The organism is Spelaeicoccus albus, assembly GCF_013409065.1.
Taxonomy (GTDB): domain Bacteria; phylum Actinomycetota; class Actinomycetes; order Actinomycetales; family Brevibacteriaceae; genus Spelaeicoccus; species Spelaeicoccus albus.
Genome location: NZ_JACBZP010000001.1, coordinates 1,808,740 through 1,827,960, shown reverse-complemented (window position 1 = coordinate 1,827,960; position 19,221 = coordinate 1,808,740). Strand labels below are relative to the sequence as shown.

Annotated in this window: 18 protein-coding genes; 6 read left to right on the top strand and 12 right to left on the bottom strand. The window is 65.1% G+C overall.

Annotated elements, in window-relative coordinates:
• Positions 1-11: 11 nt before the first annotated feature.
• The 3 genes from BJY26_RS08420 to BJY26_RS19540 form a co-directional block, all read right to left on the bottom strand.
• The gene (locus BJY26_RS08420) at positions 12-707 is read right to left on the bottom strand and encodes a phosphoadenylyl-sulfate reductase (protein ID WP_179427328.1); all 696 of its coding nucleotides are present in this window, start codon (positions 705-707) and stop codon (positions 12-14) included.
• Positions 704-2,407, bottom strand: a complete 1,704-nt coding sequence (locus BJY26_RS08415) for a nitrite/sulfite reductase (RefSeq protein WP_179427326.1) — start codon at positions 2,405-2,407, stop codon at positions 704-706. Before BJY26_RS08415 ends, BJY26_RS08420 begins: the two co-directional genes overlap by 4 nt.
• A gap of 183 nt (positions 2,408-2,590) precedes the next feature.
• Complete coding sequence (locus tag BJY26_RS19540) at positions 2,591-2,698, bottom strand: putative leader peptide (protein WP_342354654.1); 108 nt, start codon at positions 2,696-2,698, stop codon at positions 2,591-2,593.
• 119 nt (positions 2,699-2,817) lie between these two features.
• Between BJY26_RS19540 and BJY26_RS08410 the strand changes: the two genes are divergently transcribed.
• The gene (locus tag BJY26_RS08410; RefSeq protein ID WP_179427325.1) at positions 2,818-3,570 is read left to right on the top strand and encodes a sirohydrochlorin chelatase; all 753 of its coding nucleotides are present in this window, start codon (positions 2,818-2,820) and stop codon (positions 3,568-3,570) included.
• Positions 3,571-3,589: 19 nt separating this feature from the next.
• Here BJY26_RS08410 and BJY26_RS08405 read toward each other — a convergent pair whose 3' ends face one another.
• Both BJY26_RS08405 and BJY26_RS08400 read right to left on the bottom strand, forming a co-directional pair.
• A complete protein-coding gene (locus tag BJY26_RS08405) occupies positions 3,590-3,988 on the bottom strand; it encodes an MmcQ/YjbR family DNA-binding protein (protein WP_179427323.1) in 399 nt (132 codons plus the stop codon).
• A 33-nt stretch (positions 3,989-4,021) separates the two neighbouring features.
• Positions 4,022-4,522 carry a low molecular weight protein-tyrosine-phosphatase gene (locus tag BJY26_RS08400; RefSeq protein ID WP_179427321.1) on the bottom strand — a complete coding sequence of 167 codons (501 nt, stop codon included), beginning with the start codon at positions 4,520-4,522 and terminating at the stop codon, positions 4,022-4,024.
• A gap of 92 nt (positions 4,523-4,614) precedes the next feature.
• On the opposite strand from BJY26_RS08400, the gene BJY26_RS08395 reads away from it, so the two are divergent.
• Genes BJY26_RS08395 through BJY26_RS08385 form a run of 3 tightly spaced genes read left to right on the top strand, consistent with a single transcriptional unit; the run spans position 4,615 to position 8,906 of the window.
• Positions 4,615-6,330 carry a Na+/H+ antiporter gene (locus tag BJY26_RS08395; RefSeq protein WP_179427319.1) on the top strand — a complete coding sequence of 572 codons (1,716 nt, stop codon included), beginning with the start codon at positions 4,615-4,617 and terminating at the stop codon, positions 6,328-6,330.
• A 32-nt stretch (positions 6,331-6,362) separates the two neighbouring features.
• Complete coding sequence (locus BJY26_RS08390; RefSeq protein WP_179427317.1) at positions 6,363-8,357, top strand: M13 family metallopeptidase; 1,995 nt, start codon at positions 6,363-6,365, stop codon at positions 8,355-8,357.
• A 42-nt stretch (positions 8,358-8,399) separates the two neighbouring features.
• Positions 8,400-8,906 carry a hypothetical protein gene (locus BJY26_RS08385; protein WP_218852329.1) on the top strand — a complete coding sequence of 169 codons (507 nt, stop codon included), beginning with the start codon at positions 8,400-8,402 and terminating at the stop codon, positions 8,904-8,906.
• A gap of 4 nt (positions 8,907-8,910) precedes the next feature.
• On the opposite strand, the gene BJY26_RS08380 is transcribed toward BJY26_RS08385, so the two are convergent.
• Complete coding sequence (locus BJY26_RS08380) at positions 8,911-10,074, bottom strand: MalY/PatB family protein (RefSeq protein ID WP_237249113.1); 1,164 nt, start codon at positions 10,072-10,074, stop codon at positions 8,911-8,913.
• Positions 10,075-10,251: 177 nt separating this feature from the next.
• Here BJY26_RS08380 and BJY26_RS08375 point away from each other — a divergent pair, with 177 nt between their 5' ends.
• Positions 10,252-10,890, top strand: a complete 639-nt coding sequence (locus tag BJY26_RS08375) for a PadR family transcriptional regulator (protein WP_179427315.1) — start codon at positions 10,252-10,254, stop codon at positions 10,888-10,890.
• Positions 10,887-12,428: a DHA2 family efflux MFS transporter permease subunit gene (locus BJY26_RS08370; RefSeq protein ID WP_179427313.1), complete on the top strand. Its 1,542-nt coding sequence runs from the start codon at positions 10,887-10,889 to the stop codon at positions 12,426-12,428. Before BJY26_RS08375 ends, BJY26_RS08370 begins: the two co-directional genes overlap by 4 nt.
• Positions 12,429-12,431: 3 nt before the next feature.
• Here BJY26_RS08370 and BJY26_RS08365 read toward each other — a convergent pair whose 3' ends face one another.
• The 6 genes from BJY26_RS08365 to BJY26_RS08340 all read right to left on the bottom strand — a co-directional run bounded on the left by BJY26_RS08365 (position 12,432) and on the right by BJY26_RS08340 (position 19,201).
• Complete coding sequence (locus BJY26_RS08365; RefSeq protein WP_237249114.1) at positions 12,432-13,478, bottom strand: nucleoside hydrolase; 1,047 nt, start codon at positions 13,476-13,478, stop codon at positions 12,432-12,434.
• A gap of 77 nt (positions 13,479-13,555) precedes the next feature.
• A complete protein-coding gene (locus tag BJY26_RS08360) occupies positions 13,556-14,641 on the bottom strand; it encodes a VIT1/CCC1 transporter family protein (protein WP_179427311.1) in 1,086 nt (361 codons plus the stop codon).
• Between the two features lie 85 nt (positions 14,642-14,726).
• Positions 14,727-16,523 carry an HNH endonuclease signature motif containing protein gene (locus BJY26_RS08355; protein WP_179427309.1) on the bottom strand — a complete coding sequence of 599 codons (1,797 nt, stop codon included), beginning with the start codon at positions 16,521-16,523 and terminating at the stop codon, positions 14,727-14,729.
• 82 nt (positions 16,524-16,605) lie between these two features.
• A complete protein-coding gene (locus tag BJY26_RS08350; protein WP_237249115.1) occupies positions 16,606-17,478 on the bottom strand; it encodes an oxygenase MpaB family protein in 873 nt (290 codons plus the stop codon).
• 41 nt (positions 17,479-17,519) lie between these two features.
• Positions 17,520-18,416, bottom strand: coding sequence for a pseudouridine synthase (locus BJY26_RS08345; RefSeq protein ID WP_179427305.1), 897 nt, complete (start codon positions 18,414-18,416; stop codon positions 17,520-17,522).
• Complete coding sequence (locus BJY26_RS08340; RefSeq protein WP_179427303.1) at positions 18,413-19,201, bottom strand: enoyl-CoA hydratase-related protein; 789 nt, start codon at positions 19,199-19,201, stop codon at positions 18,413-18,415. Before BJY26_RS08340 ends, BJY26_RS08345 begins: the two co-directional genes overlap by 4 nt.
• Positions 19,202-19,221: the final 20 nt, after the last annotated feature.

The window sequence follows — 19,221 nt, the reverse complement described above, 5'->3', positions numbered from 1 at the left end:
TGTCCTTCGAGTCATTGGTGAATTCCGCATTCGGTCTTGGTCCGCCCTGCCCAACGGCCGGACCGGGGGTCGGCGCCGGCGGCGACCGGCAGTGTGCAGGGCGCGCAGCCAATCGAGAGGTAACCTTCGGCCACCAGCGGGTTGACCGGCACATCGTGGCGGGCCGCGTAGCCGGTGAGATCGTCGAGGGTCCATGCGGCAAGCGGATTGACCTTGATCAGTCCGTGCGCGTCATCGAACGAGATCAATGGCGCGTTTGCCCTCGTCGGGGACTCCTCGCGGCGAACCCCGGTCAACCAGAGGCGGTATCCCGCGAGCGCGCGGTTCAGCGGGGCGACCTTCCGCAGCGCGCAGCAGAGCGATGGGTTGCGCTCGTAGAGCCGCGGGCCATATTCCGCGTCCTGCTCGGCAACGCTGTGCTCCGGTTGCAGGTCGACGACGCGCACGTCGAGGCGCCTTGCCACGTCGTCACGGGTCCACCGGGTTTCAGCGAAATGGTAGCCGGTGTCGAGGAACAGGACGTCGACGCCGGGCAGCTGCGCCGACACGATGTGCGGCAGCACGCCGTTGGCCATCGAGCAGGCGACTGCCACGTCACGCGTGTCGAAGCGCTCGGCAACCCAGCGAATGGCGTCGACGGCGCTCATGTCGCCGGCACCGGCGCCGTCGCCGGCGATGTCGCGGAGCAGCGCGGTATCGGCGGTCATCGCAACGATTCCTCGTCGGCGCGGTGCGCCCACTGGGCGAACGTTTCGCTGCCCTCACGTTCGGCCAGGAACGTGCGCACGAGGCGCTCGACGTAGTCGGCGAGCTCGGCGGCGGGGATTTTCAGGCCGCGCACCGTGCGGCCCAAGCCGGCTTCGTCCCGGTTGGCTGAGGCGAGTCCGCCTCCCACGTGCACCTGAAATCCGGGTTGGTGGCCGCCGTCGCCGTCCGGCAGCAACTGTCCCTTCAACCCGATGTCGGCCGTTTGGATGCGGGCGCACGAGTTCGGGCATCCGTTGATGTGCAGGGCGATCGGCGCGGGCAGCGGGACGCCGTCCAGCCGCTGCTCGAGTTCGGCGATGACGTCGGCGGCCGTGTCCTTGGTGTCGACGATGGCGAGTTTGCAGAATTCCAGCCCGGTGCACGCCATTGTCGTTCGCCGAAACGGGCTGGGCCGTGCTTGCAGGCCGAGCTCGGCGGCACCGGCGATCACGTCGTCGACGTCGCTTTCGTCGATGTCGAGGAGCAGAATCTTCTGGTGCGGAGTCGTGCGCAGCCGGCCGGAGCCGTACTTGTCCAGCAGGTCCGCCAACGCCGTGAGAGTGGTCCCCGACGAACGGCCGACGGTAGGGGCGAGACCGATGTAGAACTTGCCGTCCTTTTGCCGGTGGACGCCGATATGGTCACCGGGCGTGTCCGGCTTCTCCGCGGCGGGGCCGTCGGGCAGCGGCGCGCCCAGATATTCGCCCTCGAGCACGTCGCGGAATTTCTCCGGCCCCCAGTCGGCGACAAGGTATTTCAACCGCGCCTTGTTGCGCAGCCTGCGGTACCCGTAGTCCCGGAAGATCGACGTCACGCCGATCCAGACCTCCGCAACCCGGTCTTCAGGGACGAAGGTGCCAAGACGTTGTGCCAAGTGCGCCGACGTGGACAAGCCCCCGCCGACCCACAGATCGTAGCCGGGGCCGAGGGCGGGATGACGCACGCCGACAAAGGCCACGTCGTTGATTTCATGGACAACGTCCTGACTGGGATGTCCGGTCAGGGCCGTCTTGTATTTGCGGGGCAGATTGGAAAACCGCGGATCGCCGATGTAATTGTCCGAGATCTCCTTCAAGGCAGGAGTCGGATCGATGATCTCGTCGGCTGCGATCCCAGCGACGGGGCTTCCCAGGATGACGCGGGGCACGTCTCCGCACGCCTCGGTGGTCCGAAGCCCGACGGATTCCAGCCGGCGCCAGATCTCCGGCACGTCTTCGATGCGCACCCAGTGCAGTTGAATGTTCTGTCGGTCGGTGAGATCGGCCGTGTCGCGGGCAAAATCGGTCGAGATGCCGCCGATGGCGCGTAGCTGTCGGGCGTTCAGCACGCCGCCGTCGATGCGAATGCGCATCATGAAGTACCGGTCTTCGAGTTCGTGCGGCTCAAGCGTCGCGGTCTTGCCGCCATCGATGCCGGGGCGACGTTGCGTGTAAAGGCCCCACCAGCGGAAACGGCCATGCAAATCGTCGCCGGCGATACTGTCGAAGCCGTTTTTCGCATAAACGGTTTCAATGCGTTCGCGCACGTTCAGCCCGTCGTCGTCCGCTTTGAAGATTTCGGTGGCGTTGAGCGGCTCCCTGCCGTCGATCACCCACTGACCGTTCGGCTTGCGCGTGCGGGCTGTCGATGAGGCGGGCGGTGCTGCGGTGGAAGTAGGCATGACGACCTTTCTGGCGCAAGAGAATGCGCCGGGATCGGGACAAGCGGGCGAGCCATTGGCCGGGCGGGGCTCGCCCGAGAGAAAATTGGCGGCGGACGGCGTGAGCCGGCCGGATCGCGAAATAAAAGAGATCGGTGCGACAGGGCCGGAGTGGCAGCGTGCGCGGCGACTACCGCGGGGCGGTTAGCGCAAGCGAAGTGAGCGCAGCGACGGACGGCACATCAGATTGCTGGCGACGCGCATGAGGTCGACGTGCAGTCGAGTCCACAGGCTCCAGGTGCCGGAAGTCATGGCTTCATGGTTGCCGACGGGCCCGGATTCCGGCTTTCGTCACGTCATTTCCCGTCACATTCCCGGTTTTCTGTCGCCCGCGCACTGCCCGGACCGGCCGGAACCCGTACTATCGCCGAATGACCGCCCCAACGAATTCGCCGGTATTCATCGGCTGCTCACACGGCACCGACGATCCGGCGGGCCGTGCGTCGGTGCGGCGGCTGTTGGACGCGGTACGCCGCCAAAGACCGGGGCTCGATGTGCGCGAAGCATTCGTCGATGTGCAAGTCCCGGGGGTCGCAGAAGTCGTGGCGAGCATCGGCCCGGGTCGGCCGGCCGTGATCGTGCCGTTGTTGTTGTCGGCCGGGTATCACGTGCACGTCGATATCGCCGGCGCAGCCGATTCCAGGCCGGACACCGTAGTGGCGTCCGCGCTCGGCCCGGATCCACGACTTGCCGACCTTGTGACCGGCGCCTTGGTGAGCGCGCACGCGGGGGCCGCGGACGACGTCGTGCTGGCCGCCGCCGGCAGCTCGGATCCGCGGGCGCTCGCCGACGTGCATGCCGCGGCGCGGCTTGTCGACGATGCGTTGCGCACGCGATTCGGCGAAGGCCGCTCCGGACGGACGACGGTTGCGTACGCGGCAGGCGGCACGCCGGGCGTGCGCGACGCGGTCGCCGACCTGCGCAACGCCCCCGGCCGCATCGCCGTTGCCTCGTATTTGCTGGCGCCCGGCTACTTTGCCTCGCTGCTGGAGCGCACCGGCGCCGACGTCGTCACTCCCCCGCTGCTCGCTGCCGACGTGCGGGGCGACTCGATTGTCGACTCACCCGCCGACGTGGTCGCCCGGGTCGCTCTCGACAGGTTCGATGCCGCACGCTCGACTTGAGCCGGCGCAGGGGGCGCAGTCATTCCGCTGCCCCGCCGTCGACGATCCGTTGCCAGCCAAGTGCTTCGCGGTCGGCCCGAGGTAGCGATGACACGACGAGATCGTACGAGTCTTCGATCATCTCCACGATCATCCGGTCGGTCAGCTGCCCCGTGCAGTCCACGCCGTTCCAATGCTTCTTGTTCATATGGTAGGCACCGGTGATCTCGGGATAGGCGCCGCGCAGCTGGTCTGCGACGACCGGATCGCATTTGAGGCTGATGGTGAGCCGAGGCGCGCTCAGGGCCGACAGCGCAAACATCTTTTCCCGGCCGGATCTGCCGCGAATTTTGAAGACGGACGACTCCGGGCCGAACGGGAAGTCTTCAAAGCTTCCGGGCATCGACAAACATGCGGCCTTCAGGTCTCGGGCGTCCATGCTCACACCCTAACCGGCAGCGCCGACAACGTCTCAGCGTCGGCGCGAGGCCTGCACGTAGTCGATGATTCCGGGGAGACCGGTTTCGAGCTGATCCATCACTGTTTCGTAATCGCCGTCGTCCCCGTACCACGGATCCGCAATATCCAGATCGCCGGTCGCCGCGTCGTCGAACTCACGATACCGATGGACGCGTGCCGCGACGTCCGGCCGGTACGCCTCGGCCAGCCGAGCCACAGCCCGTTCATGCGCGGCGGTCATCACCAGCACGAGATCCCGCTCCGGCAACCACTCGGCACTGACCCGCCGGGCGGTATGCGCGCCCGGCGCGTAGCCGCGGCGGCGCAAGGCCCGCTGGGCCCGCTCGTCCATCGGGTTGCCGCTCTCCTCCGCACTGACGCCGGCCGAATCGATGACGACGTCGATGCCCAGGTCGGCGAAGCGATCGCGCAGCAGCACTTCGGCCATCGGCGATCGACAAATGTTGCCGGTGCACACGGTCAGGATGCGATATGCGTCGGGGCGATAGCTCATACCGACGAATCCTACCCGTCGCGCCCGTCCCGGCGGCCCGGGAGCGGCGGGCATAAAATGGAACCTCACGACCGACCCCGCCGGGAGCGCCTATGCATATCGAGCACCTCCTGGCATTGTTGGCGGGCTCGTTGGCGCTCACCGCCTTCGCCCGGTGGCGGGGCTGGCCCGCTCCGCTCTTGGTCACGGCCGCCGCCCTAGCCGCGTCGTATATTCCCGGCATCCCGCAATTCACCATCGACTCGAACACGATCTTGACTCTGGTGTTGCCGCCGTTGTTGTTCTCCTCGGCGCTCGGAGTCTCGTATCAGGATTTCCATCAAAGCCTGCGGCCCATCCGCCGGCTCGGCGTCACGCTCGTGCTCGCCACGGCCTTGGCCGCCGGATTCGTCGCGTACGCCCTGGTACCCGACTTGACCTTGCCGGCCGCCTTCCTCATCGGCGCCGTCGTCGCACCGCCGGACGCCGTGTCGGCAATGGCCATCGGCCGGAAACTCGGCTTGCCGCGCAAGCTCATGACGGTGCTTGCCGGGGAGAGCCTGATCAACGATGCGACGTCGCTGACCTTGTTCAAGGTGTTCTTGGCGGCGGCGACCGGCGCATCGATGACACTTGGCCAAGGGCTTTTCGTCTTCGCCGATGCGGTGGTGGTCGGGGTCGTCGTCGGCGTGGCGCTGGGCATCGCGGCGCACTGGCTCCGCATGCATTTGGACGATCCGACGGTCAACGTCGTCGTCGGGCTGCTGCTGCCGTTCGTCGGCTACGTGCTTGCCGAAGAGATCGGCGGCTCCGGCGTGTTGGCCGTCGTGGCGGCCGGTCTGCTGCTCGGCTACAACGCGCCGAAGACCGGGTACGCGTCGCGCCTGCAGGAGCAGCCGGTCTGGTCGTCCCTGGACATTTTGCTCGAGGGATTCGTCTTCGGGTTGATCGGAATCCAGCTCAAGACGGTCATCAGCGATGTCGCTTCCGGTCCGCGCGGCTTGCTCGCAAGTATCGCAGTGGCGTTCATCGTGTTCGCCGTGGTGCTCGTCGTCCGGCCGCTGTATGTTTTCTCCTCCCATGCCTGGCATCTGACGCTGCTGCGGATCCGCGGTCGCTTCCTGCCGCGCCGGTTCAAACGGCGGAAGCCTCCGCGCTGGGGTCCGCTGGCGGACAAGCCGGACCCCGAGCTCGACATGACCGGACGTGATCTCATGGTGATGTCGTGGACAGGCATGCGCGGCGTGGTCACGCTTGCGGCAGCGGCCTCCGTGCCGGCCGTCACCGACGCCGGCGAGCCGTTCCCGGCACGCGACCTGGTGTTCTTGATCGCCTTCACGGTGACGGTGGGAACTCTGTTGTTGCAAGGACTGACATTGCCGGCCCTGATCACCAGGTTGCGGGTGCGCAATCCGCAACAGCGGACCGAGGATCAGCAGGCCGAAACCCGCTTGTACCGGCTCACGAGCGAGGCCGCGATGGCGAAACTCGAGCAAGACAAGCCCGAGTGGGCCGCGCAGTACGGCGAAAAACTCACGGACGCCGCGATCGAGCGCGTTACAAGGACTCTCAACCCGCAAAACCGGTTGATGGAGCTCGTCGCCGATGAGACGGACCGTGACGACGATCCGCACGCAGTCGAGTTGAAGAACCGGTCCCGGCTGATGGGGCTGCTGCGCCGGGAAATGCTGGCGGTGCGGCGCAGCGTGCTGGTCGCCGAGCGGGACGCCGGAAGACTCGACGAAGAGGTCATGCTCAAAATCCAGCGCGAACTCGACGCCGAAGAGCTCGCCATGGACAATTCCTGGGCCGCTCGTATGCGCTCATAAGACAGTCGGACCGGCGCGTTACCGTAGAGCACATGACAACTGACATTCCCACGGAGTCGGGTATCGAGACCCGGTACGTCGACGAGACCGTGCGCGTGCAAGACGATTTGTTCACCCATGTGAACGGCCGGTGGCTGGCGGACGCTCCGATTCCGGCTGACCGTGCCATGGACGGCGCCATGCGGATGTTGCGCGACCTGTCGGAGCACAACGTCCATGCCCTCATTGAAGAGGCGGCGGCGTCCGACCCCGAGCCCGGAAGCGAAGCGCAAAAAGTCGGCGACCTGTATTCGTCGTTCATGGATTCCGCAAAGCTCGACGAGCTCGGAATCGGCCCGCTGTACGCCGATCTGCACGCCGTCGCCTCCGCCGGCGACAAGGCTGAGCTGACGACGCTGCTCGGCCGGCTCGACCGTGAGGGATCGGGCGGTCTGTTTCCGGCGGGAGTCGAGCCGGATGCCAAGAAGTCCGACGAATACATCGTCTACATGATGCAAGGCGGGCTGCACCTTCCCGACGAGTCGTACTACCGCGAAGACAAGTACGCCGATATCCGTACGGCGTATGTCGCGCATGTTGCCGCCATGTCGAAGCTCGCCGGGCTCGCTCCGTTGGCCGGGTTCGACGATGACGGCGCGTTTGCCGATGCCGTCATGTCGCTCGAGACCGAGCTGGCCGCCTCGCATTGGGACGTCGTTGCCTGCCGCGATATGGAAAAGGCCTACAACAAGATGACGAGGGCCGAGCTCGCCGCATCGGCGCCCGGCTTCGATTGGAACGCCTGGATCGACTCCATGGAGGTGCCGGCCGGAAGTTTTGACACAGTCGTCGCGATGCAGCCGAGTTTCTTCTCGGCGGCAGCCGAGGTCTGGCGAAACCGCCCGCTCAACGAGTGGAAGGCATGGCTGCTGTTCACGATTGTGCACACTGCCGCCCCCACGATGAGCGCTGAATTCGTCGACGAGAACTTCGACTTCTACGGGCACACGCTCTCGGGCACCGAAACGATCAGGGATCGGTGGAAGCGCGGCGTCTCGCTGGTGGAGGGCTTGATCGGCGAAGCCGTCGGCAAGGTCTACGTCGAGCGTCACTTTCCGCCCGAGTCGAAAGCGCGCATCGATGAGCTCGTCGGTAATCTCATCGCCGCTTACCGGCAGAGCATCAAAGGCCTGACGTGGATGGGTGAGGAGACCAAGGCCCGCGCGCTGACCAAGCTGGAGAAGTTCACGCCGAAGGTCGGGTACCCGGACAAGTGGCGTGACTATTCGAAGTTGGAGATCCTGCCGGACGATCTGGTCGGCAACGTGCGCCGGGCCAGCGTGTACGAGCACGAGCGCGAGCTCGGCAAGGTCGGCAAGCCGATCGATCGCAGCGAATGGTTCATGACGCCGCAAACCGTCAACGCCTATTTCAACCCGCTGATGAACGAGATAGTGTTCCCGGCCGCCATTTTGCAGCCGCCGTTCTTCTCGGCCGATGCGGACGACGCGGTCAACTACGGCGGAATGGGCGCGATCATCGGCCACGAGATCGGCCACGGTTTCGACGATCAGGGCGCCAAATTCGACGGCGACGGCAATATGGTCGACTGGTGGACGGCCGAGGACAAGGAAGCGTTCGAGGCGCTGACCAAATCGCTCATCGATCAGTACGACGCGCTGGTGCCGAAGGGTTTGGAGCCGACCGACCACGTCAACGGCGCACTCACCATCGGCGAGAACATCGGCGACCTGGGCGGGCTCGGCATTGCACACCAGGCGTACCGCATCGCGTTGAACGGCGCGGAGCCGCCGACGATGGACGGGCTGAGCGCCGATCAGCGATTCTTCATGGCGTGGGCCGCCGCATGGCGGTCAAAGGCACGGGTCGAGGAGCGCAAGCGCCGCCTGGCCACCGACCCGCATTCACCGGAAGAATTTCGCTGCAATCAGATTGTGAAAAACCTCGACGCGTTTTACGCGGCTTTCGATGTGTCGCCGGACGACGGCATGTATCTGGAGCCCGTTGCTCGCGTTGCGATCTGGTAACGCGAGCAGCCGGCGTCGCAGCGCGCTGTTAACGTCAGTGGCATGTCCAATCTCCCTGACGAAACCCCGCGCATCCCCGTACAGCCGGATCACCCGCCCGTGAACCGGTCGACGATCGATCCCCTGCCGAACAACGGGCCGGCGCCGATCAATCCGATTGTTCCGGCGCCGGCCGAACCGTCGACCCCCGCGCCGCCACTCGTCACAATCGGCGACATCACCGTGACTCGGGAGGCCGTGATCACTCCGGTGGGTACCGTACCGCTGCACCGGGCGCAATTCACGTTCAGCGACATGTCCCGCACCGACAGAGTGACTCCGGCCTGGGCTATCGTCCTGGCAATCATCGGCTTCTTTTTCTTCCTGCTCGGCCTACTCTTCTTGCTGGCCAAGGAGGAGCGCACTTCGGGGGCCGTCCAGGTGATCGTGACGGGTCCCGGCTTTATGCACACCTTCCAGACGCCCGTGGCGAGTTCGGCAATCGTGCGCGACTTCGCCGGACGGGTGAATTACGCATCGTCGCTGGCCGCCTCGGCCCGCGCGCGCTAACCGGTCAGCGCGCTGCCAAAGCCCGCCCCATCCGTTCGAGCGCGGCAGTCAACACGGGCCGCGGCGTGGCGAAATTGAATCGAATATGGCACTTGCCCGCCTCCCCGCACAATGCGCCGTCCGTGCAGGCCACCCCCGCGTTCTCCATGAAGAATTCAAACGGGTGATCGCCGAGATCAAGGTCGCGGCAATCCAGCCACGCCAAATAAGTACCGGACGGCGGCAGGAAGCCCACGCCCGGCAGCTGCTCGGCCACGAGATCGACCATGGCTTTCCGGTTGCCGTCGAGATAGTCCAGGGTTCCGGCGAGCCACTCGCTGCCCTGCGTGTAGGCGGCGACGTTCGCCACCACGCCGAGATTCGACGCGCCGTGCTCGTACGGGTGCCCGATTCGTGCCCACGTTGTGGCGTCGGCGTCGTTCGACAGGATGAGCTGCGCGCATTTGAGCCCCGGAAGATTGAACGCCTTTGACGCCGAGGCCGCCGTGACGGTGTGGCCGGCTGCCACCTCCGACACTGACGCGTACGGGATGTGCCGAGAGCCGGACCCCGGGTAGATGAGCGGCGCATGTATCTCGTCGGAGAACACCCGGCCGCCGTGCCGGTCGACGACTTCGGCGACGGCCAGCATCTCTTCTTTGGAGTAAACCTTGCCGATCGGATTGTGCGGATTACAGAAAATCAGCAAGTCTCCGCCGTCGTCGAACGCCTTGTCGATAGCGTCGAGATCAAGATTCCACCCGTCGTCCGTGCGCGACATCGGCACTTGGATGATGTCCCGGTGGTGCGCACCCGGCACCGTCATGAAGGGCATGTACGCAGGCGTCGGCAGGATCACTTTCGAGCCGGGCACGCTGAAATGATCGATTGCCGCATCAAGTCCGGTCAGCACGTCGGGTAGCGGACGGATCCGCTCAGGCGCCACGTTCCAGCCGTACCGGCTCGTGTACCAGTCGGCGGCCGCGGCCGAGAGCTCGACCTCCATGGCCGGCGGCAGGTATCCGAATCCCCCGGCATCGACTGCCTTGTGCAGTGCGTCGGTGATGGGCCCAGCGACGCCGAAATCCATTTCGGCAACCCAGGCACCCGTGACGTCCGGATATCTCGTCCATTTCATCGATCCTTGGGCTCGCAGATCGGATTCGGTGACGGCATCGATTTGTGACACGTGCGTTGCTCCTCGCTTGTCGGTCAGGGCGGCGCCCGAGTGTGGTTAGCGCCGGCCTCGGTGTCCAGTCTGTCACCGTGTCCGTCGCTTGCGGCCGACGGTTTGACGGCGATGCCGTCACTGGCATATATTCCAACTGGACTAATTCACACGGAGTACTCGACAAGGAATAAGCAAATGATCGATGCCGCCAAGCCGTTATCGGCACTGGGCATTTCGGTTTTAGCGCTTCTCACGGAAGGCCCGCTCCATCCGTACGAAATGCATCAGACCTTCGTCGAGCGGCACGAAGATCAGATAGTGAATATCAAGCCCGGCACCTTGTACCACACCGTCAACCGACTGGCGGCAAGCGAGCTGATCGAGATTTCCGGCACCGACAGGGCCGGCAATCGTCCGGAGCGCACGACATACGCCATTACCGCAACCGGCCGCAGCCGCCTGCAGGCCGACGTGGTCGGCCTGCTCGGGACACCGGTGAACGAGTATCCGCGGTTCCCGCAGGCCATTGCCGAAGCGCATAATCTCCCGCGCGAAATTGTTCTGGATCAGCTGCGCTCGAGGATCGATGCGTTTCGTGAACGTTTGGACGAGTTCGCATTGGCCCGTGCCGCGGTCGTCGGCAAAAACCTGCCCGAGCGATTTTGGCTCGATATCGATTACCTCGAAAAAATGTCCGCGGCGGAAATGAACTGGCTGACTTCGCTTGTTGAAAGGTTGCAGTCACATGAGCTCGATTGGCCCGACAACAACGAGTCGCTCCAGCCGCCGACGTCCGACATCCACAGCGACTCTCCGACAAGGACCCACCGATGAACACCACCACCCGTCCCTGGCCCGCTCTCTGGGCGCTCTGCCTGGGATTCTTCATGATCCTCGTCGATTCGACGATCGTGTCGGTCGCAACTCCGGCGATCATGAAAGGACTGAACGCCGACATCGACTCGGTGATTTGGGTAACCAGCTCGTATCTGTTGGCCTACGCCGTCCCGCTGCTCATCACCGGTCGGCTGGGCGATCGTTTCGGCCCCAAGAACATCTATCTGACCGGCCTGGCGATTTTCACGCTGTCGTCGATCTGGTGCGGCATGTCGGGCGATATCAACATGTTGATTTTGGCCCGCGTGTTCCAGGGACTCGGCGCAGCCCTCATGACCCCGCAGACCATGGCGGTCATCACCCGCACCTTCGCACCGGACAAGCGCGGCGCCGCCATGGGAATGTGGGGATCCGTGGCCGGTGTCGCAACGCTCGTCGGCCCGCTGCTTGGCGGCGTCCTGGTCGACGCCGTCGGATGGGAATGGATCTTTTACGTCAACGTTCCGGTCGGAGTGGTCGGCTTCATCCTGGCATTGCGTCTCGTGCCGGAGCTTCCCACTCATTCGCACAAGTTCGACATCCCCGGCGTGGTCCTCAGCGCGGCCGGCATGTTCTGCCTGGTCTTCGGCATCCAGGAAGGCGAGAGCTATGACTGGGGCACCATCACCGGCGTCATCTCGGTGTGGAGCCTCATCATCACCGGTTTGGTGATTCTGGCCGCATTCGTGGTCTGGCAAGCACGCAACAAGTCCGAACCGCTGCTGCCCCTCGGGCTCTTCAAGGACCGCAACTTCTCCTTGGCCAATATCGGCATCACGACCGTCGGCTTCGCAGTGATCAGCATGGCGCTGCCGTTGATGCTGTTCGCTCAGAACGTGCGCGGCTTGTCACCAACCGAGTCCGCCCTGCTCATGGTGCCGATGGCCGTCATCAGCGGCGGCATGGCACCAGTGGTCGGCAAACTCGTCGACACGATCAATCCGAAGTACGTCGTGACGATCGGGCTGCTCCTCTTTCCGATCTCGCTGATCTGGCTCGGCAGCATCTTGTCCCCGGACATCGCGATTTGGAAATTACTCCTGCCGATCGCCTTGCTCGGCTTGGCCAGCTCCGGCGTGTGGGCGCCGCTTTCGACGACCGCCACCCGCAACCTGCCGATGAAGAGCGCCGGCGCGGGCTCGGGTGTCTACAACACGACCCGCCAAATCGGCGCCGTCCTGGGCAGCGCCGGAATTGCAGCAATCATGGAAGCGCGCATCACCGCGAACTTCCCTGCTGCGCCCGGCGCGGCGCAGGCGGACACCTCCGGTCTGGGCACTCTGCCGCAGTTCCTGCACGACCCGTTCGCCACGGCAATGGGCCAGTCGCTCTACCTGCCGGCCGGAGTCCTGCTGATCGGCTTCATCGCAGTGTTGTTCTTGGGCAAGCCCAAGCCGCACAACTGGACTCAGCCGGACGGCGCTCCCGGGTCGACCGACATTGTCGCGCCGGACGCCGGGCCGAAACACGCGGCGGTCTCTCGACTCGATTCCTGAGCGCTACCGGGCCGGGCCGTCCAGTGCCACTGCCGCGATCCTCTCGATCAACGCGTCAAAGAACGCCTCCGGATCGGTATCGGCCGCAACGTCCGCGTTCGGCGGCCGGCCCCAGATCCCCGCACCGCTCGGGCCCGGCCAATCGGCGACGATCTGGCCGCGCGTGAGCCGGCCCGCCAGCTCGACATCGAGTGTCGCGGGTCGGTACTGCGCACGGCCGGGGTCAAGAGCCACGGCGGCGGCAAACGGGTCATGCATGTGCGCTATGAACCCTTGCCCCATATCGCGGTGGAATTCCATATAAAAGCGGATGGCATCCGAGAGCTGTCTGATCAATTCGACGTCGGCGCTCGACCGTCGTCCGCGGTCGTCGCTCGGCAGGATCCGTTCGGGAGCCGCGCATCCGGACGCCGCGGCAAGACGTTCGACGTGTGCGCTCGTCATGACGATCCGCTCGGTCAGGTCGAGCGGGCAGAGGATTGGACGGCGTTCCGCCGGCAGGCCCGCGAACCTGTCGAACACGATTTTCGCAGCGTCCGGATCGACTGCGGTGTTCCATTCCACAGTCGGGCGCGTGTTGCCCGGGTGATTGAGCGCACCGCCCATGACGACGAGTCTTCCGAGGAGCTGCGGCAGCTCCGGGTCGAGCTGGACTGCCAGCGCCAGGTTCGTCAGCGGGCCCGTGACCAGACCGGTGACTTCCCCCGGGTGCGAGCGCGCCGCCTCCGACCACACCGACGCGGCATGCCTGCCGGAGATGGTCCTGCCGTGCGGCGGGAGCTCGGCGTAGCCGACGCCCAGTGGTCCGTGAGTGTCCTCGGTGGTCTGCAACGGCTGCGACAGCGGGACCTCGGCCCCCAGCGCGACCTCGATGGCTCCCGCCCCGGCCAGCGCAAGCCAGCCGAGCGTGTTGTCGGCGACTTGCCGAGCCGGCACGTTTCCGGCAGTGCAGACTATCGCCTCGAGTTGCGCACGCGAATCGCCGAGCAGATAGAGCAGGGCCAGCGAGTCGTCGATTCCGGTGTCGACGTCCATCACGAGATGAGTCACGTCTCCAACCTACCGGTGTGCCGAATTGCGGGCCGACGTCGCCGGGTCGGCCGCCGTGGAGCATCGATCGATGAAAGCTAGTGCACATTGGCTCCGAACAGCAGCCCGAGCAGGTAAGTCGCCGCGGCGGCGCCGAATCCGATGATCAGCTGCCGCAATGCCCGCCCTCCCGGGGACCCGCCGGAAAGCAGCCCGACGATGGCGCCGGTGATGAGCAACGCGATACCGACAAGACCGGCGGCCACGACGACGGCTGCCGGCCCGGAGAGTCCGAACAGGTATGGGATGACCGGGATGATCGCTCCGGAGGCAAAGAAGCAAAAGCTCGAAAGGGCCGCCCCGATCGCCGTACCGACGACCTCGTGATCCTCGCCTCCGTCCTCGACCGAGGACACGTGGTCGATCCTACTCACTTCCGCGAGTGCCTCGGCGGCACGTGCCTCGGCGGCGTCCGGCGCCAACCCACGGGCACGGTAGACGAGTGCGAGTTCGTTGGCATCGACATCCAGGTGCCCTATAGCGTGCTTCGCCTCGGGGTTCGGCGACGATGCTGCAAGCAATTCACGTTGCGAGCGGACCGACACGAACTCACCTGCGCCCATCGACAAGGCACCGGCAAGCAGGCCCGCCACGCCGGTCATCAGCACAATGGAACTCGAGACGCCGCTGGCGCCGATGCCCATGATCAGGGCGAGGTTGCTGACGAGCCCGTCGTTCGCGCCGAATACTGCGGCGCGGAATGTACCCGACAGCCGGTTTCTCCCCCGTGCCGCCAGCCCGCGCACCACTTCTTCGTGAATCTGCTCATCGGCAGCCATGGCGCCGGTGGCGTCGTCATCCCGCGCATACGGCGAACGCCCCTCGGCACGCTGTGCCAGAGCCAGCACGAAAATCGATCCGAACCTGCGGGCCAAGAAGCCGAGCGCGCGCGTGCGAATATCGCCTCGGCGAGGTTTGCCGATGTCATCACCCAGCAACTCAAGCCAGTGGGCTTCGTGTCGCCCCTCCGCATCGGCCAACGCCAAGAGAATCTCGCGCTCTTCCCCATGCCGCCGGCCGGCCAAATCACGGTAGACGGCAGCCTCGGCACGCTCGTCGGCGAGATATTTGCGCCATTTGCGCAAGGTCGCAGACCGGGAGCGTCCGGACGTCGCTTGGTTCATCGAGGAAGTCTCCAAATAATTGGCGAGACTCCATCATACCCTAATAGTTGCACAACTGCGCAACTATCTAACTCATCGGTCAACGTCAGCGCGGTCGAAGACCCGCTCTTCCCAGCGGATTACCGGGATCGGACGCGGAGGCGACGATGTCACGGGCAAAGGACTCGGCGTCTTTGAGTCGATCGAAATAGGAGTTCCGGACCCAGTGGCCGTCGCGCGAACGAGTTCCGTACGACCTGGCGACGAGCCCGCGAACCTTGACGGCCCGCACTTCCGGCCCCGGCCTGACATAGGGCACCCCGCAAATCATCGTGACTTCCCATTGGCCGGTGTGGACCAGCGTGTGGTGCGTGGGGCACAGCAAGCAGAGGTTATCCACGTTCGTTGGCCCGCCTCGGCTGAACCACAGCACATGATGGGCATCGCACCAGCTCGGCGGTCTATTGCACCCCGGGAAAACGCAGCCCATATCGCGAGCCGCGATTGCCCGCTTTTGCCTCGGCGTGGCAAGGCGCACCCCTACCCCGAGGTCGAGCACCGCGCCCTTGGCGTCCATGATCAGCCGTTCGGCCGTCGCGTCGCATTGCAATCGCTTCAAGGCGCCCGGCCGGATCCGGCCGATTTGAAAGCAATGCGACGGGGTCGGGTCGGCACCCGAAAGTTTTTCCGGAGTCGTCACGACTGTCACGCGTGCCGGGCGGTGTCCCGAGCGCAGTTTCGCGGCTTTTCCGGCGTGAACGCTGCCGTCGGGCTCGCCGACCAGGCCAAATAGTTTCTCGACCGCGTCCTGCACGGACGCGGCGTCGCGCGTCCGGGCGGACGACTGAGCGGAAGGCCGGCCCACCGACGTGCCCGCACCAACGACCCCGGTACCCAGCCCGGACGCCGCTCCGACGAGTTCCAGCAGGCCGTCGGCGCGTCGCTGCACGGCCGTGCGACAGTCTCTGACTGCAACGTTGCCGTTCTCGTCACACTGCATCGGCCGCGGTGCCGACAGCGGATCGAGAATTGCCCGCAACTGTGCTCCCGCCACGGGGTCGAGTTGATACGTGCCGAACACCATGCCGGTGATGTCGGTGCTCATGGTCATCGAGCGCCTATTGAAGGAATCCGGGTCGAAGTGATCGTCGGTGTCCGGGTCGAGCACTTGGATGAGATGCTTGGCAAGGTGGCGCATATCGTCGGTTGAAGTCGTTGGCGCAGTTGACGCGAAATAGTCGGCAATGCTCTGCCGTACCGTCACGGGTTCGAACTTCTCGGACTCGTCGCGATCAGCGGGTGGCCCGCCTTCATCGCACTCCGCGCCCGGCGCCATCGAGGCTTCGAGGATCTCGGTCGGCAGCTTGGCGAGCGTCCGCACGGCAGTATCGACATGGTTCATTGAGATCCGGCCGTCCACCAGCAACTTGCCGAGCCCGTGCAAAGGCGCCTTCGACCCGGTGGGCACCGACGTGAGGCCGGCCGTCCCGGACCCCTCGTCGCCGTGGACGGCCCTGGCGGCCGCAACATCCGCCTTGGCCCGTCCCGGCGCAAGCCCGACAAGCGATTTCAACAAGCCTTCGGTCGATTGAACACCGAGACCGGACTCCCCTGCCGCGCCCAGCCTGTCAATGAGCGCAACGAGCCCTAAATAGACCGCGTCAAAGCGCCGCCGCGCCGTCACGACATCGGAAAACAGTTGGACGATCTCACCCTTGCACAACCGAGTGTCGTCCAGTCCGCCGATGGCAAGCAGTCCGCTATTGACGGCGTCCATCGCGGCATCGACCTCGTGGTCACCGACGCTCGTGGCATTCCCCGGCCGGTTTGCTTCGGGCGAGCGATTCGCGGGGGCAGACCGTGCGGCGGCCCGAAACGTCATCGTCTGCTGGTCCTTCGTCATTGAGGACACCCCCTCGCTGCTAGTTCCAGTTTAAGGGTTCGTGCGAATCAATTCAATAGGTTCTTCGTTTTTTATCGAACAATTACGACGCGTTTTGTCGTTTTATCGCCAAACGCGTCAGCCGCTCGCGCGCGGCAAGTTCACTCGGGCCCTGCGGGCCCAACGCGCGTCCAACCGCTTTCAATGCCGAACCGGCCGCGCACGTCGCCACCGGTTCAAGCGGCACGCTCAAGCCCAACATGCGTCGGTACTTCGGTTCGATCGACGCCGCGGCTCCGGCGAAAACCGCCTGATAACCAGGCCGAAGCGCCTTTGCCAAGGGCGGGTGCTTCAAAAAATGCACCACCTCCGCGACGCGATCGTCCGCGCACAAATCACCGGCGTCATAGACGGCGTCCATATCGGCCCTCAACTCGCGCATTGACCGGGGCGGCCCGGCCACGCCCATCAGCTCGGCCGAAATCGCCCACTGCCGCACGTATGCGTTTTCTCCCCCGGGAATCTCGCCGCCCCACCTCCGGTGTGCCGCAAGGAACGAGTCGGTGAACGCCAGATGCACCCATTCCAGGAGTTCTTGATCGTTCGCGGAATACGGCCGGGAGACGCCGTGCGCGTCCACGTACCGCCCATGTACCCGGTCGTGGATACGCCTGACGAATTCGGTAGCCTCGTTGGCCGCAGCCGTATCGCCGTACGTCACGGTGAAGATCCACCGGATCGTACCGGCTAGCCGGGCCAACGGATCCGACCGATAGTCGGACCAGTCGTACACGCCGGCCATCGCCCCCGGATGCAATGCCTGCATGAGCAGCGAGCGCACGCCCGCCACTATCGACGCCATTCCGCCGTGCACTGCCCAGACGGCCGAATCGGGTGCGAAATACCCTTCGTCGCGTCCGTCGGCGAGCCGGCGCTCCCACTCGGGCACTTCCTCGACCTGCCCGGCAAACGTCATCCGCAATCGATCTCGGAACGGATGCGGCCCACGGCGCCCGCCTACCCCGGCCATGCAACGAGCCTCCGCCGACTGTCGAACCGGCGCGCCCGGCCGGTGAACGGGTCGTCGAATTCGAGCGTGCGGGCCAGCAGTTGCAACGGCTGCGAATAGTCGTCGATAGCCCGTGGCGCCATTTCCGGATAGAAGTCGTCACCGATGATCGGCATTCCCAGGGCGTTCATATGAGCCCGTAGCTGATGCGTTTTACCGGTCCGCGGCCGCAGGAGGAATCGGCCGAGTCCGCCCGCGGACTCGACAAGTTCGATCTCGGTTTCGGCATTCGGCGCACCCGGGACTTCGAAAGCCGCGAGAATGCCGTCCTGCTTCACGAGCCGGCTGCGATGGACAAACGGGAAGGTCAGGTCGGTGTTCACCGGTGCGATGGCCTCATAAGTCTTGCTCACCTCGCGACGCTCGAACAGCAGTTGATAGGCAGCACGGGCGTCGGGACGCGCAGTGAACAGCAGCACGCCTGCCGTGAGCCGGTCCAAGCGGTGCGCCGGACTGAGATCGGGGTTGCCGAGCGTGCGCCGCAGCCGCACAAGCGCGGTCTGAACGACGTGGGCGCCGCGCGGAGTGCTGGCCAGAAAGTGCGGCTTGTCGGCGACCACGAGCGTCTCGTCACGGTGAATGAGCTCGATAGCAAACGGAACCTCGGCTTCGTCCGGCGGATCCCGGTAGAGATAAACGACGGCACCGGAGGAATACGTCGTGGAGTGCGTGACCGGCCCTCCGCCGGCGTCCACGATCTCGCCGGCGTCGATCTTGCGCCGCACGTCGGCCACGCCGAACCGATGAGTCAGATAGTCGGCGACAGTGTGCCAGTGCCCGCCGTCCGGCATCGTGATTCGGCTCGGGTTCAATCCGTCGCGCACCGGCAGCGGAGGCCGCGTCATTTTCCTTGCCAGTGTGGCTCCCGTTTGTCTAAAAAGGCTTGCATGCCTTCTTGGGCATCGCATGTTTGAGCATTGATCGCCATCGTGCTGCCCATCCGGCGATAGGCCTCCGACTGCGGCAGGTCGACTTGTTCGTAAAAGGCGCGTTTGCCGATCGTCAACGTCGAGGTGCTGGCGCCGGTGATCTTTGCGGCAAGACTCCGTACTGCGTCTTCGAGATCGGCGGGATCGACGGCTTCGTTGATCAGTCCCCAATCGGCCGCAGTGCGCGCATCGATCGTCTCCCCGGTCAAGAGCATCTGCATGGCGCGCTTGCGGCCGACGGCGCGCACCACCGCCACGCCCGGCGTCGAGCAGAACAAACCGATCTTGACTCCGGGCGTGCCGAAGACGGCGGATGTCGACGCGATCGCCAAATCACAGCTGGCGACAAGCTGGCAGCCGGCTGCGATGGCATGGCCCGCCACTTCGGCTATCACGGGCTGCGGCACAGTCTGCACCGTTTCCATGAGCTCGGTGCAGACATCGAACACATATTGTTCGTCCGCCCGAGTCCTGTCAATCATTTCGGCAAGGTTGTGGCCTGCCGAAAAGACGGTGCCGGCTGCACGAATCACTATGACGTGGACGCCGGATTTGCTGAGCTCGTGCAATGCGCCGGTCATCCGAAGCATGGTATCCACCGACAACGGATTCCGTCGCTCGGCGTCATTCAACGTCAGATAGCCGATCGCACCGTCGATGTCGGCAGCGACCGGCGCCGTCATGGTGTTCGGTTCCATCATTCACCCCGCCGTGGTTGTCT

Excerpts from the sequence above, each read along its gene's own strand:
- BJY26_RS08395 (WP_179427319.1), top strand. The coding sequence starts at position 4,615 with ATGCATATCGAGCACCTCCTGGCATTGTTGGCGGGCTCGTTGGCGCTC.
- BJY26_RS08370 (WP_179427313.1), top strand. The coding sequence starts at position 10,887 with ATGAACACCACCACCCGTCCCTGGCCCGCTCTCTGGGCGCTCTGCCTG.
- BJY26_RS08385 (WP_218852329.1), top strand. The coding sequence starts at position 8,400 with ATGTCCAATCTCCCTGACGAAACCCCGCGCATCCCCGTACAGCCGGAT.
- BJY26_RS08390 (WP_179427317.1), top strand. The coding sequence starts at position 6,363 with ATGACAACTGACATTCCCACGGAGTCGGGTATCGAGACCCGGTACGTC.
- BJY26_RS08360 (WP_179427311.1), bottom strand. The coding sequence starts at position 14,641 with ATGAACCAAGCGACGTCCGGACGCTCCCGGTCTGCGACCTTGCGCAAA.
- BJY26_RS08405 (WP_179427323.1), bottom strand. The coding sequence starts at position 3,988 with ATGGACGCCCGAGACCTGAAGGCCGCATGTTTGTCGATGCCCGGAAGC.
- BJY26_RS08420 (WP_179427328.1), bottom strand. The coding sequence starts at position 707 with ATGACCGCCGATACCGCGCTGCTCCGCGACATCGCCGGCGACGGCGCC.
- BJY26_RS08345 (WP_179427305.1), bottom strand. The coding sequence starts at position 18,416 with ATGACGCGGCCTCCGCTGCCGGTGCGCGACGGATTGAACCCGAGCCGA.
- BJY26_RS08350 (WP_237249115.1), bottom strand. The coding sequence starts at position 17,478 with ATGACGTTTGCCGGGCAGGTCGAGGAAGTGCCCGAGTGGGAGCGCCGG.
- BJY26_RS19540 (WP_342354654.1), bottom strand. The coding sequence starts at position 2,698 with ATGACTTCCGGCACCTGGAGCCTGTGGACTCGACTGCACGTCGACCTC.
- BJY26_RS08355 (WP_179427309.1), bottom strand. The coding sequence starts at position 16,523 with ATGACGAAGGACCAGCAGACGATGACGTTTCGGGCCGCCGCACGGTCT.
- BJY26_RS08410 (WP_179427325.1), top strand. The coding sequence starts at position 2,818 with ATGACCGCCCCAACGAATTCGCCGGTATTCATCGGCTGCTCACACGGC.
- BJY26_RS08375 (WP_179427315.1), top strand. The coding sequence starts at position 10,252 with ATGATCGATGCCGCCAAGCCGTTATCGGCACTGGGCATTTCGGTTTTA.
- BJY26_RS08415 (WP_179427326.1), bottom strand. The coding sequence starts at position 2,407 with ATGCCTACTTCCACCGCAGCACCGCCCGCCTCATCGACAGCCCGCACG.
- BJY26_RS08400 (WP_179427321.1), bottom strand. The coding sequence starts at position 4,522 with ATGAGCTATCGCCCCGACGCATATCGCATCCTGACCGTGTGCACCGGC.
- BJY26_RS08340 (WP_179427303.1), bottom strand. The coding sequence starts at position 19,201 with ATGATGGAACCGAACACCATGACGGCGCCGGTCGCTGCCGACATCGAC.